Here is a 16,409-nt window from a genome sequence, read left to right on the forward strand (position 1 = left end):
TGAATTCATAATTTAAGTTCATATTGGTAAATCGATCTTGACAATTTTCCCTACTATAAACAGCTTCATTGAATAAAAGTGAATACCACACAATTTTTATTGATGAATTGTTATTTTACACTCACAATTTTTTATTTTTCAGGAATTGGGTAATTCAATCTTGGATTTAAAAGTATATTGAGTAGCAAATGTAAAAACGAGTGAATTTTTACACTCATAATCGGAACTATCTGTTAAATTTTAACTGCTAACCAACTAAGTAGTGTATTTTGTCAACCGCAGTATTTTATTGCTTTGAGTGGCAACTGAAGAGAACCTGAGTAGTGTAAAGGAGTTATCGTGGCATGACTATAGTAAACCGTAAAAATAATAATTTTAGCTTGATTACCGGAGAAATATTTTTTTTAATTAAGCCATTAATTTTGATGAGTGTGGGTTTGATAGTCATGCTGTTTGCGGGGGGTCATCTACTCGGATTCATATCAGGTTTAACTTTTTGCTTGTTGAGTTTATTTTTACTTCGAGCCCAACATAAGCAATTTTATACTCTAAAAGTAAAAAATAATAGCGATCGGGTGAACTTTCCAGACAATAGTTTCTCAGAAAATAGCTTTACAGAAAATCAAGTTTCTGGAGAAAGTAAAAGTGCAGATCGCGATCGAGCCAATTGGATAGAAAAAATGGCTCCACAAGAAAAGAAAAACTTAGACTTGAGCGACTCTAGTCTAGTTCTTGTGGATCTAAGTAATCTTGAATTAACAAGTGTCAATTTTAGTCGTGCTTATCTGAGTGGTAGTAATCTTGATGGAGCAAACCTAAAATATACCCGGTTAGAATCTGCTAACCTTAGCGATGCTCAATTAGTTAATGCAAATTTGAGTGATGCAAAATTAACTGGGGCTAATTTGAGTAGTGTGAATTGCACCAGAGCGAATCTCCGCCACGCAAATTTAAAAAACAGTAACATCAGTAGCGCTACACTTAATCACGCTCAGTTAATTGGTGCAAACCTAAGCGAAGCAAATCTTACTGGAATAAATTTAGTTGGTGCTAAACTCAATTATGCAAATCTTAATGGTGTTTATTTGTGGAATGGCGATCTAAGAAATGCTCAGTTAGTTGGTGCTGATTTAAGTAATGCGTATATTAGTAGCGGTAAATTTATAAGCGCGAACTTGAGCGATGCAACTGTGAAAAATGCCCAACTTAGTTGTGCTAAATTCAAGGACAGCGAACTTAAAAATGCTAATTTTAGTGGTTCAGAATTGATTGGTGCAAACTTCAAGAATGCTAACTTAGAAAATGCAAATTTTGAGAACGCAAATCTGAGAAATGCCAATTTTGAGGGAGCGAATTTAACTGGAGTTAATTTTAAAGACGCTGACCTAAGATTTGTCAAAATTGATGGTGTAAAAGAAATCGATCCTAAATGGTTATCTGTTTGGGAAAAGGCTAATAATTTAGAAGTTCAAGAAGCAAATACATAATTTACAGAACAACTTAAAATTTATTCTTTGCCTGAAATCATTTACTTGCATTGATCTCAGGCTTTTTGCTATATCTGCACTCATCTGATTTTTGAATATTCAAGCACTTTATCAGGAATTAAACTCTCGAATTAATACTAATGAGATATTTTGTCCTAGATTTGTCACTTCTTTGTCCCATATATATAATCTTTAATCGCATATTTTAGCAATGTGATATTAAGCAAATAATATTATGCCCGCTTAATTACTTATGAAAAAATATGTTTGTTTGTAGTAGCGCTTGAGCGCCAGTATCTTTACTATGGCACTAAAGCGCTACTACGAACTTTATCGCAAGTGTTTTATCGGACATGATATAACTTATATTTTCTCGTTGAGTTTTGGAACAAGTAGTTACTTAGATAAATCTAAAATAATATTTTTCCAATAAATACAAATCTTTCAAAATAAAAAAGGGTTTGCCAGTATTAAAAATAACAATACAGGATGAAAAAATATTTCATAGTATCAAAGTTATCGGAATTTTACTTTTGATCGCAGGGTGTAATAGTTGCTCAGACCAAGTTGACACGAGTCCTGTGAAAGATGGATACATAATCTCTGACTATAAAACTGATAAATAGCATAAATAGATTTTTACTTTTATAAACAAACAAAATAGAGACGACCCGGTGGGTCGTCTTTACTATAAAGGTAATTTAGACAGATATTAAAATTCAGGATGACACTATCAATTAAGAATTATCAATTATCTATTACCCATTACCAATCCCTCAACAGAATTAGCAGTATTCGGTAATGCAGCAGTTAAAACTTCATGTCCCTGTGTTGTCACTAAAACATCATCCTCAATCCGAATACCTCGAACATCAGCAAATTGTGATAAACGTTCCCAATTAACTACATCTTGATATTCAGAGCGTACCTGTTCGTTATTTAAAATGAATGGAACTTGATAAAAACCAGGCTCAATTGTGACTAACATACCCGGACGTAAAGGACGATTTAAGCGTAAATAACCCAAACCAAAACGAGAACTTCTTTGCTTACCTTCTTCATATCCCGCTAAGTCACCTAAGTCTTCCATGTCGTGGACATCTAAACCAAGTAGGTGACCGATACCATGGGGGAAAAATAAAGCATGAACATCTCTTGCTACCAGTTCCTCTGCTTTACCCTGCAAAATTCCCAAATCGATTAAACCTTCAGCAATAGTTGTGCAAGCTAGTAAGTGTATATCCTCATACTCTACACCGGGGACTATCTTATCAATACAAGCATCATGAGCTGCAAGCACAATGTCATAAATATCACGCTGAGTAGATGAAAACTTACCAGAAACTGGATAAGTCCGGGTAACATCTGCAGCCCAACCCGTTTCAGTTTCTGCACCGACATCAGCAAGCAGTAAGTCACCCGATCGCAGGGGATGATGATAATGTTCGTTGTGGAGAACTTCCCCGCGAATGGTAACAATACTGTTATAGGAACAAGTCATATTATGGGCAATAATTACTTGCTCCATTGCTCCCCGAACTTCAGCTTCTGTTTTAGCCTTTAAAACTGCTGACATTCCAGCTTTATGGGCTGCTATAGTAACGGCAGCGGCTTTACGTAATTCAGTCAAAGCAGCTTCATCGTGAACCAATCGTAACTGAATAATTGCTTCAGCCAATTGTAAATCAATACCTTGGGGTGGTTGTTGGGGTAAAATCCACCGGTCTAATAACTGTGACTGTTGGGTCCAAGTAGCAGCATCCTGGACTGGAATGGTAGCTACACCCTCAAGATGTGACTCTAACTCTGATATTGGATACGTACGCTCGGCTCCAATAGTAACCGCAATTTGTTCGCGACCGGGTGTTTCTCCGTACCACAAAGCACTACCTGGCTTTGGATCATCCATAAATAATTCTAGTTCCCCCCCAGCAAGACGAATTGCAGCATTAGGTAAAGATAACCCGGCAAAATAAATAAAGTGACTGCTAGCACGGAAAGGAAAGGTATTTGCTGCAAAATTACGCGGACTAGGACTTCCCGACCACAGGATTGCAGGAAAATCAATTAATTTTGCCAGACTTTGTCGTCGGAGATGTAAAGTATGGGCTAAAGAGTTAGAGGTATCTTGTATCAGCATAGATTGGGTACTAAAAGGCTAGTAGAAGAAAATATTTACAAGCGACAGGGGTGGGATCTACGATTTCTCCGATCCCTGTTTTGTTGTGTATTATTGTTACCCCTATTGTCCTGTCTATTATTATCCCGTCTACTATTATTATTTTGTCTGCGTTCCCTTTCAAAGCGATCCTCACCCCTACTATTGTTATTGGGGAAAGTTGTTTGAGTTCTACTGCTGCGGGGGGAAATCGTAGATCTATCTGTGGGGCTAGTAGTTTGAGAATCTCGGGTTGGGGTGGGTTGAGATAAGCTGTTTTGTCTTAGTCTGCAACTAGCCAATAAAGAGGATATTACGATTAAGCTAACAACAGCAAAGATGTTCTTGATGCGGATTTTGCCTGTGTTCTGGCTTTCGTATGACATTTTCTCCACCTGTTGGAGGCGACAGTTCTTATCTCTACGGTACTGCTAGCAGAAGTTATGGGAAAAATTATTTTGGTAATTGGAATGAGTAATTAATAATTGATGATGGATTATTGACTTTTCAGTATTTTCAGTAAAAGTTTTCGCAGAGTTTTTGTTAATTCGAAGTTCATTCAAAATCAAAGTTCATTCAAAATCAGAATTCATTCAAAAAATGTCTTCCCCACACAAACCGAGAACCAGCAATATGAAATTTTGTAACTGGTCAATTGAAAAATTACCAGGATTGAGCGAGCAGGAGCGATCGCAATTACAAAGCTGTGGTATTGCGAATACATTAACCCTAGTTCAACAAGGAAAAACGCCACAAGATAGATTGATGCTGGCTCATAAGTTACACATTCACCTCCAGCATGTGAATAAATGGGTAGCTCTAGCCGATTTAGCTCGTATTCCTAGCGTTGGTCTGCAATATTGTGGATTACTACTCCATGCTGGTGTTGTTTCTGCCGCTCATTTAGCAACAATTCCCCCATATCGCTTACACAAACAAATTTTGCGCTTGCAAGTAGCCACAATGCAGCGACGAGATTTGTGTCCTGCGGTGGAAGAAGTTCAACAATGGATACAGCAAGCGAAAACTTTTATGGGTAAGGTGAGATAAAACAGCAGTGAGTTCTAATTACTACACTTAGGCGCAGTAATAAACAAAATGTATAACTCATAAAAACCACAGTTATTAAGTTGTCAGTGGTAATTTTTTATTTACGATTAACTGTGGATGTATTTAGTGGTGTATTTAGTAATGATTATTCTTTGTTCAGAACTCCATTAAGAAATATATCAGCAAGACCTTCTGCCATGTCTTGCATTTGTTGGGGGGAAGCCTCTGGCTCAATTAGGGTATTGTAAGAAAAACCAGCAACTGCGAACATTCCCAGAAAAACTCTGGCGACTAACTTGGGATCCATCTGCCGATATATACCTTTTTCCATCGCTGTTTGGAAGAATGCTTCGGCTACATCGGTCATTTTATCAATGACTTCTGACTGGACGCGATCGCGTAGATCCGGGTGAAATTGTGCTTCCATGAAACATACTCGCATCAAATCAGAATTTTTCTGCAAGTTCCACATCCGGTTACGCATGACCTGAGCGACAGCCTTATAGCTGCCCATTTCGCTCAATTCTGTCAATAAGTCGGTGAGGATTTCTACCCATCCTTGAGTTGCTACCTCAACTAAAATAGCTTTTTTGTTGACAAAGTGGCGAAATAAGGTTCCTTCGGCTACACCTGCGGCTTGGGCTAAATCGCGTGTTGTAGTACCATCAAACCCTTGTTTGGCAAATAATCGCCTCGCTGCTTCCAAAATCCGGTTGCGTGTCTGTGCCTCTGAAGGCGGGGAGGTATTAAAAACTCGCATAATAGTTATGATGAAATTTCCGGAACAGGATATGTAGCGTTATTGTCTAATGTCAAAGACAAAAAACACAGAAAGCTTAAGCTTAATACAAGATTAATACTTTGTGTGGGAATTTATTCGTATTTTACAGACCATTAGCTTTACCTTAATGGTTTTTAATGGTTGTTAATGAATCAACCTAGTACATTCCAACTGTATAAAGAGTTTGAAGGTGGATTGAGTGTGAGAATGAATACTTTGGGTTTAAGAAAGGTTTCTTGTGCCTTCCACAAAATATTGGTTGGCTTTTTGGTAGTGAATGTTCTTTGTTGGGGGTTGTTCCCTGGATCTGCTTTTGCCAGAACCGCAAATTCTTCCAACAATAACAGCTCAATTCAACCTTATTTACAAAAGGTGATTGAGAACCTCACAGAATTTCGTCTGGAAAATGGCATGAAGTTCATTGTTTTAGAACGCCATCAAGCTCCTGTGGTGTCTTTTTTAACTTATGCTGATGTTGGTGGTGTAGATGAGCCTGATGGAAAAACGGGTGTTGCCCACTTTCTAGAACATTTGGCATTTAAGGGGACAAGTAAGATTGGGACAAAAAACTTTGAACAAGAAAAGAAAATTCTTGACAAATTGGATGAATTAGCAGCTAAAAAGCAAGCAGCAAAGAAGGCTGAAAACAAAGAGCTGGTTGCAAAACTAGAAGCAGAATTTAAAAAACAGGAAAAAAAAGCTTCTGAGTTCGTAATCCAAAATGAGTTGGGAAGAATTGTTGAGCAAGCTGGTGGTGTCGGTTTAAATGCTACTACATCTACTGAAGCAACTCGATATTTCTACAGTTTTCCTAGCAACAAACTAGAACTTTGGATGTCATTGGAATCGGAAAGATTTCTAGATCCGGTAATTCGTCGTGAATTTTACAAAGAAAAAGATGTAATTTTGGAAGAAAGACGGCTAAGGGTGGAAAACTCTCCCATTGGAATGATGATTGAAAAGTTTGTTGATACAGCTTTCACCACTCATCCCTACAGGCGTCCGGTAATTGGTTATGACGAAGATATTCGCAATCTGACACCAGATGATATCCAGAAATTCTTTGAGTCTTACTATGTGCCCAGTAATATTACGATCGCAGTCGTTGGTGATGTCAATCCTGCTGAAGTGAAAAAACTGGCACAGACTTATTTTGGCAGGTATGAGTCGCGACCAAAAGGCAAAGCGAATATTCCTGTTGAACCAGATCAAAATAAAACTCGAGAAGTTACTGTTGAGTTTCCTTCTCAACCTTGGTATTTGGAAGGTTATCACCGTCCAGACATTAAAGACCCAGATCATGCTGTTTACGAGATCATCTCTAGAGTACTGAGCGATGGACGTACGTCTCGGTTGTATAAATCTCTAGTGGAAAAACAACGTTTGGCACTTACAGCTCAGGGTTTTAGCGGATTTCCTGGGGAAAAGTATCCCAACATGATGTTGTTTTATGCTTTGACTGCTCCCGGTCATACAGTAGATGAAGTCGCCCAAGCTTTGGGAACAGAAATTGAAAAATTACAAACCCAGCCAGTACTTGCAAAAGAACTTGAGCGAGTAAAAACCCAAGCAAGAGCGGGATTAATTCGTTCGCTTGATTCAAATATGGGAATGGCACAACAATTATTGGAATATGAGGTCAAAACTGGCTCCTGGCGCAATTTGTTTAAGCAGTTGGATAATATTGAAGCTGTAAGTGCTGCTGATATCCAACGTGTTGCAAAACAAACGTTTACCCCAGAAAATCGCACCGTCGGCAAACTATTACCTAAACAACCAACTAAATAAAACGGTGGATACCCTCACAATTGGGAATAAGGAGTAAAAAACATGTACGGATATCAAAGAAAAAGGCGGATGGGAAACCACATTTGGAAATTTAAAATTAGTCGCGGTTTAAAATTTTGTTCCGTGCTGGCTGTAACCTTTGCCTTTTTACTATTTGCATTTAACTTGTCAGCATTAGCAACCGAAGCAAAACATTATACGGATTTAGAGTTTGCGCCCTTAGGTGAAATCCAATTGCCGAAATATGAGCGCTACGAACTCAAAAATGGTATGGTTGTATACCTAATGCCAGATAGTGAGTTACCTTTGGTCAGTGGTACGGCACTCATTCGTACTGGCGATCGCTTTGAACCCGGTGATGAGGTTGGCTTAGCTCGGTTAGTAGGAACTGTGATGCGGAGTGGTGGAACTACAAAACATACCCCCGATCGACTCAATGAAATTTTAGAACAACGGGCAGCATCAGTAGAAACCGGTATTGGTGGAACATCAGGAAGTGCATCTTTTAACTCCCTAACAGAAGACACAGAAACTGTATTTGAGTTATTTGCGGAAGTACTACAAGAACCTGCATTTCTCCAAGAAAAACTCGACTTGGCAAAAACCCAATTACGCGGTAGTATAGCTCGACGCAATGACGACCCCGGTAGTATCGCCAGTCGAGAATTCAGAAAGTTAATTTATGGAGATAGCAGTCCCTACGGACGTACGGTGGAGTATGCAACTCTTGATAATATTTCTCGTCCCGACTTGGTTAATTTTTACCAAAAGTACTACTATCCCAACAACATAATTTTAGGTATTGAAGGGGATTTCGATCCTCAGAAAATGAAATCCCTCATCGAAAAGAATTTTGGTAATTGGAAGGCTAACCCCAAATTAACGAAACCTGCACTACCCCAAGTTCAACAAGCAAAAGGAAGCGGATTATTTTTTGTAGATCAACCACAGCTAACCCAAAGTAACGTTCTCATCGGACATTTGGGGGGTGAATTCAATAGCCCTGATTATCCCGCTCTTGATGTGATGAATGGGGTATTAAATGGTTTTGGTGGTAGATTGTTTAATGAGGTGCGATCGCGTCAAGGTTTAGCATATTCAGTATATGGTTACTGGAGTCCTCGCTATGACTATCCGGGAATGTTTATCGCTGGAGGACAAACTCGTTCTGATGCGACTGTAAAATTCATTAAGTCAGTTAATACAGAAATTAAACGTATTAAAGCTAAACCAATTACCTCCAAAGAACTAGCTTTTGCGAAAGAGTCCACTCTCAACTCTTTTGTATTTAATTTTCAAGATCCCGCTCAAACTTTATCCCGCTTGATGCGTTATGAGTACTACGGTTATCCTCAAGATTTCCTATCTCGCTATCAAAAAGCTGTAGAAGCAACCACAACTGCTGACGTACAACGGGTTGCACAGAAATATCTTCAACCAGAAAATATGGTTACATTGGTAGTTGGAAGTCAAAACAATATCCAACCACCACTCAAGCAACTTTCAACACAAGTTACACCAATAGATATCACTATTCCTGGTGCACCATCACAAGCTAAAAGTTAATTCATCACCAATTTTCATTGAATCATTGTGAGTAATTAGACTTTTGCAATTAAAATACGACTACCCGGCTCTTCAAAGAAGCCGGGTTTTTTATAGTTTTATATTTATTGTTTGTAGTTTTTTATTATTTGGTATTCCAAATGTAGCAATTATAATTAAATATTAATCCGGAATACGTTTGCTGCGAAATATACCAGTCATTACGATTCCACTTATTAACATCGCAATAACTCCTAATCCATTCAATAGAACATAAAATACCCTTAGGTCTTGACCTAAAAATGTTCCTTGGTGAATGTATAGTAAAAACTTTCCGACTTCCGGTGGTGCATTAAACCAAGTTCTACCGACCCTATAAGCTACACCAGTAAAAGCAGTTGCAAATAGTGGTAAAAAAATAATTGGCGCTAGCAAGCGATGCCATTTGCGTAATTGCCTTTTATTCATACAGAAACAACTCTATTTTAAACACTTTATTTATCATTCAATAATTTATACAAGTAAAAATAAAGTAAAGGTAAATGGTACTTGTCGCACACCATATTGCAAATAGTAACTGGATAGTGAAGATAACACTCTAATTTGCCACTAAATGCTTACCTTTACCTTATTCATGCAAGGTTTTAAGTACTAAGCAAAAATGATAATTATAAAAAGTAAAGAAGTAGGAAAGATTGAAAATAAAGTTATATAACTTGACAACATAAAGGAAAATGCAAGGAAATTTATTTATAGGTAGAGATAATAAACTCCAGAATTCTAATAAGTACTTGAATTTACGTTCAAGCCTGTAATTTTGACTATATTCATCAATATTTAATAGCACAGTAAGAATTACTGTTCTTACGCAAGGATTTAGTAAGTGAAATTCCGATAATTAATTGTTGATAATTCCTACTTGATTAAACCTGAAATGAAGGAATAAGGAAGGAAAAACAAAGACGATTGACGTAAGGACGTCTTGGATGGACAAGAGAAGAGAGGGTCATAAATCAAACAACACAAAAATGTGCCAATTTAATCAAGTCCTCTAAAGATTTTCCAACCACGAATCATCTTTGTTTATTTTTAAGCCTTAAATGTTCTTAAGCCCCAAATCATAACGATAAAAAGTCAAGAACTAGAAAAGATTACATTGCATATCACAGCCTATAATCCTTAACCAGAAAATTAGAGTATAAAGTTAAGCAGCATTTTATACTCTAAGTGGTCTATTGACTTTGATATTGCCATAGGCTCGAAGATAAATAGAAAAATTTTTATACTTTCATTCAAAACCCATACCTTTAAAATAGGCTACAAATATCATCATTAGAAGGTGTCAAAATCAATTTTAATCACTAGGATTGCCCAAATCATATTAATGGGGCTTCATTTAAGTAATTTATTTTCTGAAAGATGTGGAGTTAAACTATAGGTATTAAGAGGAGATAATAATAAAATTTATTTTTATATGAGACATGAAGCAATCTATAAATAAATTATAAAATTACATTAAAGATTTAATTTTGTAAGCCAACAATAATTTTTGTTTTATTTATTCATAGGACTTACGCAACTGGCACATTTTTTCTCGTAGGGTGTGTGACACTTCGATTAATTTGAAACGGAAATAAGGCTTTTGGTGTCGCACACCAACATGATGATTATGACAACAACGTAAGTCCTGATTCATAATAAATCTATATATTAACAACTTTAATGTTAGTAGTATTACTATTATATTTATGAGTATAAAACATCAAAATAAATATTAGTAAAAACTATTATTAGTACATGATTTAAAGATTGCATTATTATTATTATCTTGATAAGATATTATCAGAAAATAGTTTAGTTTATATCTAAAAATGATTATTTCTGACTTAGAAATTTCGGAATTACTAGAAGCCAATAATATAGTAACTGGAGGAAGTTATTCTATTACAAGTGCCGAAACAACTGCCTCCCCATATTCTGCTACTGGAGCCGCTTTTGGATTCGCTATTGGAGAGGAAGTTTATACGAGTACTAAGACACTTAGTATGATGACTAAAGGTGGTTTTTCTTCAATTAATTTTGCTTTTGCTGATGCTGACGCAAGAGCAAAAAGTTATGGTAGTTATTCTTTATCCACAAGTACCAGTATATCTTCTAACTTCAGTTAAAACAGCCAGAAAGTTTATCATTAATAGCTGGAATCTATGTTCTTGGAGGCATACAAATATATCTTGCATTAATTATTTAATTTTAAATAGCAATCTGCCAATAATAATTTTGTTAATGTTGTGTTTTGATAAATCCCTTGCTTTGTCTAGTAAGGGGTTTATGCGTATAAATTTAGTAAATTATAATAAATCAGAAAAATTAGTCATTCTCTTCATTGTGACAACCAGGATTATCCTTGAATTATTCATCATATCTGAATCATTATCATTTAAGTTAAATGATAATGATTCAGATAAAAAAATCAGAGTTATCTAATTTTATTTTTGAGATAAATCTGAAGTATATTTTATTTGGTAGTGATTCAAGATTGGTAAACTGAATTTACCTAACCAAAAAGTACTTATGTTTACCTAGAAGAGATTTAAAGCTGTTTGAAAATAGCTTTAATTGCTAAAATTATCAAAAGGGCTGATAGATAGAACTTGAAGTGTTTAGCCCCTCGATCATCATCGCACTACAGATATGCTCTAAACACAGGTTTTTTATGTAAAAAGAAAAACATAATATTACACATCAACTGCACAATCTTAGCATGTCAATGATTTGAACCCAGATAGTACATACACTGAGTGAGACTTCATCTCAAAGGAAAAATCGGTAACCGAATCAATCGCTGATTGAGCATCAAACTAATATAGGCTACTCGAACTTCGAGATGTAGCATAATTCATATCTCCAATTTTACCTACAGTTGCAGATGCAAAACTATTACCTGCTAAATCATAAACAGCTAGTTGATAATTTTCAGATGTCGGCTTCGGTTCTTGGTAAGAAGTTTCTTCCACATCTGCATGTAGATAAACTGGATACTGATTAAAAGTAAAATGGTCAAAGTGATAAGAAAAATAATATCTGCTGAATCCACCTTGAACTTTGTGGCTATCAATATCTTCTGCTTGATATAGTTCGAGATCGTTAATCTTTAACTTGCTCATGCTCCCCTCTATTAAAAAAGATAAATCATTCTAAGTTTTTCTAGTTTTTGGTGATACAACAAATATCGAACTAAAAGATGCATAAATCCTTCAGTTTTGAACTATGGGTCATATAAACCTAACGAGATATTCTATAGTGAGGTTACCGTCGCAGATTATAAGACCGTACTTGTGTGTACACATTTTCAGATAATTTTGATGTTATAAATAGCCTTAAAAATATGGTAATTTGACTAATATTACCTATTGATAATCTTTGGAAAATGCAATTTTCATTTATCAAGTAACAGTAGTTCATCAACCTTATTTTTAGAGGTACAAACATCATATTCCATACACGAAATATGTAGAATTACCACATTTTCAAAACTTATCAATTCAAACTTGACAGGCTAATAATCGTGATATCAAATATATGAATAGAGGCAGCATAAAGCTGCCATCTAGATAATTAATCAGATTTAAGCTTTATAAGTTAAAGCTTAGAGAATTCTAATTAATAATATCCTTTTTCAGTTGCAGAACCGGAGATAGAGACTGCTGAAGAAGCGTAGTCATTGGTTAGGGTATAAGTCCAGGAATCTGCTTTGGTTTCCTTGCCATATGCATCAGCAAGTGCTTTTGCAGAAGCACTGTTATCTTGCAAATTCACGTAGCTTTCGAACTTGTTTTTAAAATCAAAGTTGACATCAACGTTGACATATTCGTTGTCGTAAGTAGTGTAGTATGGGAAGAAGCTACCACCAACAACATTGGACTCTTCAACTACTTCTAAATGATTTAAATCAGAAATATTCATGAGGTTTCTCCTGGGAATAAAACTATTTTCTTGGGAAGAATTTTGTAGGAATAACTTTGTTTTCCTTACATTTATAATATAGGACAGAAATGAGAATAAAGCAACAGTTTTCTAGAGTTTTTTTAGGTGTTTTTTTACTTTTTGCATTTTGTTGATATTTAGTTTTTTTCGCTTGATAAATATTGTTTTAAAACTCTTTTTTTTCTGGCATCAAAATATGAACAAGACAAGTTAAAGTCTTGCTCAGCATGACTCGTGATCTTGCATATCTTTTTTTGCTAGATCATTTTTATTAAATTAATTTTTGAATTGTGTTTTGTGTATTTAAAGCAAATTAAATTTAATTTAATAGGTGACATTTACTCAAGTTTTAAATAGATAAAACTATTTTAATGACTGGTATAAATTCATCTTTTTAGAGAATGAATCAGCGAGTAAAATAATTAATTTATTTGCGATTTCCAAACATTAATTTTCCATAAAAAATTATGCTGAATACTTAGTATTTATATTTGAATCAAGTTGAATGATTATTTGCATTTCTGCCACTTTTTGCTTTAGCCAATTGTTAAATAAATCAGCGATGATTCGTTGTCGTAATTCTTCATCTAATTCTGGTTGAATAATTTCCTCCACCCAAATCAAATAAACTCCTTTTTTAGTAGTTATAGGTTTAATAGCTTGTGGAGGTTTAGCAGCAAATACAGCTGAGGCAATTTCTGGACGAAAATCTGTGCGCCGTCTAATTCCTTTATATCCGCCAGTGCGACGGATATCTGGATTGGAAATGTATTCTCTGGCTATATCCTGAAAAGTAGTTTCACCCTCTTGCAGCGCATAAAAAACTTCCAAAGCTACATCTTTGTCATCCAAAATAATCTCGTAAGTAACTGCTGCAAGGTAATCCAGTTGGTGTTGAAAAAAGAAACTTTCAACTTTGTTGTTAAATAAATGATTTGCAAGTTTTTGAGAGAGTAGTTTTTTGCAAATCAACTCCTCAAAGTCATCAACCGACAAATGATGTTGTTGTAGCCAGGCTAATGTCTCCTTGGCTTTGACAAGTTTTTGTTTCGCCCGAAATTGATCGCCTTCTTGCTGTATTTCTGCCTCCTCTAATTTAATTCCTAATTTTTCTGCAGTCTCAGCAACAATTTTCTCGGAAGCAATAGCTTCAATCACACTAGGAGTTTGGCAAGAGATTTTGAGGTAGTGAATGACATCATTGGGAGAAATTGATAAAGAGTTTTCCATAACTCAAATATATTATTTAAGACAGTTAATTAATAACCGAAAGGATCAACAACTAGAGCTGTAGACCACCTTTTTGGAACTTTTTGAAAGGATCAAGAATAAAGTCAATTACCCGACGCTGACGGATAACAATCTCAGCAGTTGCACTTTGACCAGGAGTTAAATTAATTTTTTTGTTGCCATTTTCAATAAACTGTTTATTTAGACCTATTTCTAACTCATAGCTTTCAATGTTACCTGCGGAAGTTGGTTTGGCTTTTGAGTCTGGTGAAATCCATTTCACACGACCTGCAAGTACACCATATTCTTGAAAAGGATAGGCATCAAACTTAATTTTTACTGGCATTCCCACTTTGATAAAACCACTTTCCTGACTTGGTATATGAGCTTTGAGAACAAAATCAGCATTCTTCGGTGCGATTTGAGCAATTCTTTGACCAGGTTGTAATACCTCTCCTGGCTTGGATACAGGTAACTCAAAAATAGTGCCATCAATTGGAGAACGGACTACATGCTGCTGCAACCTAATTTTTAAAGAAGTAATTTGACTTTGAGCTTGAGCAATTTGTGATTGTAAGTGAATAATTTGCCGTTCTATATCTTTAAGTTGTTCTTGAGTTCGCAAGAGTGAAAGTTTTCCAGTATTGATCAGACTTTTATGACTGTTTTGTTGTTCGATTAGACGAAGTTTAGCTTGTTTAACCTCTGAATCAGCTTGATTGATTATTGCCCGATAGCGGTTTTCCTCTTCTTTTAGGCGTAGCTTCGCTTGTTTGACCTCAGATTGAGAATTTTGATGTAATAACTGACTTTCTTCAGCTTTATCTTCAAGTTCAACAATCTTAATCGGTGGGACAGCTCCTACTTGCAAAAGTTTTTGATAGCGTTTAACTTCTGCTTGATTACGCTGCAAACGATTTTTGGCTATCTTATGAGTACTATGAGTTGATTGAACATTGTGTTTAGCTTGTTCCACTAGAGCTTGTCTCTCTAACTTTTGAACATTGTAGAGAGTCTGTTTTGAGCTCAGATGTTGCTGTGCTTGACTAATTTGGGCAATTTTTTCCGATTCCCGTGATTGGTTTTGTTGTTCCTGAGTCGCAATTGTCAATTGAAGTTGATTCTTTAATACCTTTAATTGTGCCAATTGATTATGGTAACCAGATAGTTTGGCTTTTATCTCTTCCAGATTATTTTTGAGGACATCTGAGTTCAACTCTAATAATACTTGTCCACTTCTAACAGTATCTCCTTCCTTGACTTTAACTCCACTAACACTACCACCCATTTGGGTATCTAATTTTTGGGTCGCACCTTGAGGCTCTACACGTCCTCTTGCGCTACCAGTCTCATCAATTTTTGAGGACATTGCCCAAGGTAAGGTAACGGCAGTAAAGCTGACCAGTAAATACAGTAGAGAACGACTCCAAGCTCGTGGTAGAGCATCTAATAATTCTTCTGTACCGTAATGTAAATCAGTTTCATTATGTAAATCCTTTTTCTCTAAAGGTTGTTGAGTAGTAATTAGGCTCGCAGAAATTGTATCTTTTGCAACTTCTTCAGATTCTCTAGAGGAAGTATCTGATTGATATTCTATCTGGTCTAATTTAGTGAGGCTATTGTTATATTGATGATTTGATGATTGTGGCATAAGATACTCTGCTTCATAAATAAAGAAACTGATACTAAAAAGCAAATATTGCCATTGGCAATCAAATTTATGTTTTTAAGTATTTAGTTTTGAAGTCTTTAGCCTATTTAACCTGCTTGTGCTAACTGTTGTTGGTTGAGGTAATAATAATGACCTTTTTTCTGGATTAATTCTTCATGAGTACCGCTTTCAACTAGCACACCCCGATCTAAAACCAAGATCATATCAGCATTACGAACAGTAGAAAGACGATGAGCAATGATGAGACTAGTGCGACCTTTGAGGATCGTTTTCAGGTTGTTCTGAATGATACGTTCTGATTCAGCGTCTAGACTGCTAGTTGCTTCATCAAAAATTAATAACTGAGGATTACCTAATAATGCACGAGCAATAGTCAAACGTTGGCGTTGTCCCCCAGATAACATACCCCCACCTTCACCAATTTCCGTCTCATATCCCATGGGTAATTGTTGAATAAACTCATGGGCTCCAGCCAAAGAAGCTGCTTCGATAACCTCCTCTAAAGGTGCATCTCGGTGAGCAATGCTAATATTTTCCCGAATGGTACCGCCAAACAAAAAACTTTCTTGATCGACAACACCGATTTGCGAACGCAAAGATTTGAGAGCAACATCGGTAATGTCATGACCATCTATTAACACTTTACCATCGGTAGGAGGGTATAAGCCCAAAATTAATTTTGAGAGAGTAGTTTTACCAGAACCACTACGCCCG

General features: G+C 35.9%; 14 protein-coding genes. 5 read left to right on the forward strand and 9 right to left on the reverse strand.

Going from position 1 to position 16,409, the window contains the following annotated elements; genetic code table 11:
- The first annotated feature begins 344 nt into the window (after positions 1–344).
- A complete protein-coding gene (locus tag QNJ50_RS19655; RefSeq protein ID WP_300638371.1) occupies positions 345–1,487 on the forward strand; it encodes a pentapeptide repeat-containing protein in 1,143 nt (380 codons plus the stop codon).
- A gap of 751 nt (positions 1,488–2,238) precedes the next feature.
- Here the strand turns inward: QNJ50_RS19655 and QNJ50_RS19660 are convergent.
- Positions 2,239–3,627: an aminopeptidase P family protein gene (locus tag QNJ50_RS19660; protein ID WP_300638373.1), complete on the reverse strand. Its 1,389-nt coding sequence runs from the start codon at positions 3,625–3,627 to the stop codon at positions 2,239–2,241.
- Positions 3,628–3,662: 35 nt separating this feature from the next.
- The gene (locus QNJ50_RS19665; RefSeq protein ID WP_300638375.1) at positions 3,663–4,031 is read right to left on the reverse strand and encodes a hypothetical protein; all 369 of its coding nucleotides are present in this window, start codon (positions 4,029–4,031) and stop codon (positions 3,663–3,665) included.
- A 247-nt stretch (positions 4,032–4,278) separates the two neighbouring features.
- On the opposite strand from QNJ50_RS19665, the gene QNJ50_RS19670 reads away from it, so the two are divergent.
- On the forward strand, positions 4,279–4,695 hold the full coding sequence (locus QNJ50_RS19670) for a DUF4332 domain-containing protein (RefSeq protein WP_300638377.1): 417 nt from the start codon (positions 4,279–4,281) through the stop codon (positions 4,693–4,695).
- Between the two features lie 145 nt (positions 4,696–4,840).
- On the opposite strand, the gene QNJ50_RS19675 is transcribed toward QNJ50_RS19670, so the two are convergent.
- Positions 4,841–5,455, reverse strand: a complete 615-nt coding sequence (locus tag QNJ50_RS19675; RefSeq protein ID WP_027841829.1) for a TetR/AcrR family transcriptional regulator — start codon at positions 5,453–5,455, stop codon at positions 4,841–4,843.
- Between the two features lie 228 nt (positions 5,456–5,683).
- On the opposite strand from QNJ50_RS19675, the gene QNJ50_RS19680 reads away from it, so the two are divergent.
- Positions 5,684–7,264, forward strand: a complete 1,581-nt coding sequence (locus QNJ50_RS19680) for a pitrilysin family protein (protein WP_300638397.1) — start codon at positions 5,684–5,686, stop codon at positions 7,262–7,264.
- A gap of 42 nt (positions 7,265–7,306) precedes the next feature.
- Positions 7,307–8,830 (forward strand): pitrilysin family protein, encoded by a 1,524-nt coding sequence (locus QNJ50_RS19685; protein WP_300638380.1) that lies wholly within the window; start codon positions 7,307–7,309, stop codon positions 8,828–8,830.
- A gap of 162 nt (positions 8,831–8,992) precedes the next feature.
- On the opposite strand, the gene QNJ50_RS19690 is transcribed toward QNJ50_RS19685, so the two are convergent.
- Positions 8,993–9,277: a hypothetical protein gene (locus QNJ50_RS19690; protein ID WP_300638382.1), complete on the reverse strand. Its 285-nt coding sequence runs from the start codon at positions 9,275–9,277 to the stop codon at positions 8,993–8,995.
- A 1,403-nt stretch (positions 9,278–10,680) separates the two neighbouring features.
- Here QNJ50_RS19690 and QNJ50_RS19695 point away from each other — a divergent pair.
- Positions 10,681–10,977 carry a hypothetical protein gene (locus tag QNJ50_RS19695; protein WP_300638384.1) on the forward strand — a complete coding sequence of 99 codons (297 nt, stop codon included), beginning with the start codon at positions 10,681–10,683 and terminating at the stop codon, positions 10,975–10,977.
- Between the two features lie 690 nt (positions 10,978–11,667).
- Here QNJ50_RS19695 and QNJ50_RS19700 read toward each other — a convergent pair.
- The 5 genes from QNJ50_RS19700 to QNJ50_RS19720 form a co-directional block, all read right to left on the reverse strand.
- On the reverse strand, positions 11,668–11,973 hold the full coding sequence (locus tag QNJ50_RS19700) for a hypothetical protein (protein ID WP_300638386.1): 306 nt from the start codon (positions 11,971–11,973) through the stop codon (positions 11,668–11,670).
- A gap of 496 nt (positions 11,974–12,469) precedes the next feature.
- Positions 12,470–12,772, reverse strand: a complete 303-nt coding sequence (locus QNJ50_RS19705; protein ID WP_300638388.1) for a hypothetical protein — start codon at positions 12,770–12,772, stop codon at positions 12,470–12,472.
- Between the two features lie 486 nt (positions 12,773–13,258).
- Positions 13,259–14,023 (reverse strand): peptidylprolyl isomerase, encoded by a 765-nt coding sequence (locus tag QNJ50_RS19710; RefSeq protein WP_300638390.1) that lies wholly within the window; start codon positions 14,021–14,023, stop codon positions 13,259–13,261.
- 52 nt (positions 14,024–14,075) lie between these two features.
- Positions 14,076–15,674, reverse strand: a complete 1,599-nt coding sequence (locus QNJ50_RS19715; RefSeq protein WP_300638392.1) for an HlyD family efflux transporter periplasmic adaptor subunit — start codon at positions 15,672–15,674, stop codon at positions 14,076–14,078.
- Between the two features lie 107 nt (positions 15,675–15,781).
- The coding region (locus tag QNJ50_RS19720; RefSeq protein ID WP_300638394.1) for an ATP-binding cassette domain-containing protein at positions 15,782–16,409 on the reverse strand (628 nt) is incomplete at its 5' end.

This window comes from Mastigocoleus sp. MO_188.B34 (assembly GCF_030065675.1).
Classification (GTDB): Bacteria; Cyanobacteriota; Cyanobacteriia; order Cyanobacteriales; family Nostocaceae; genus Mastigocoleus.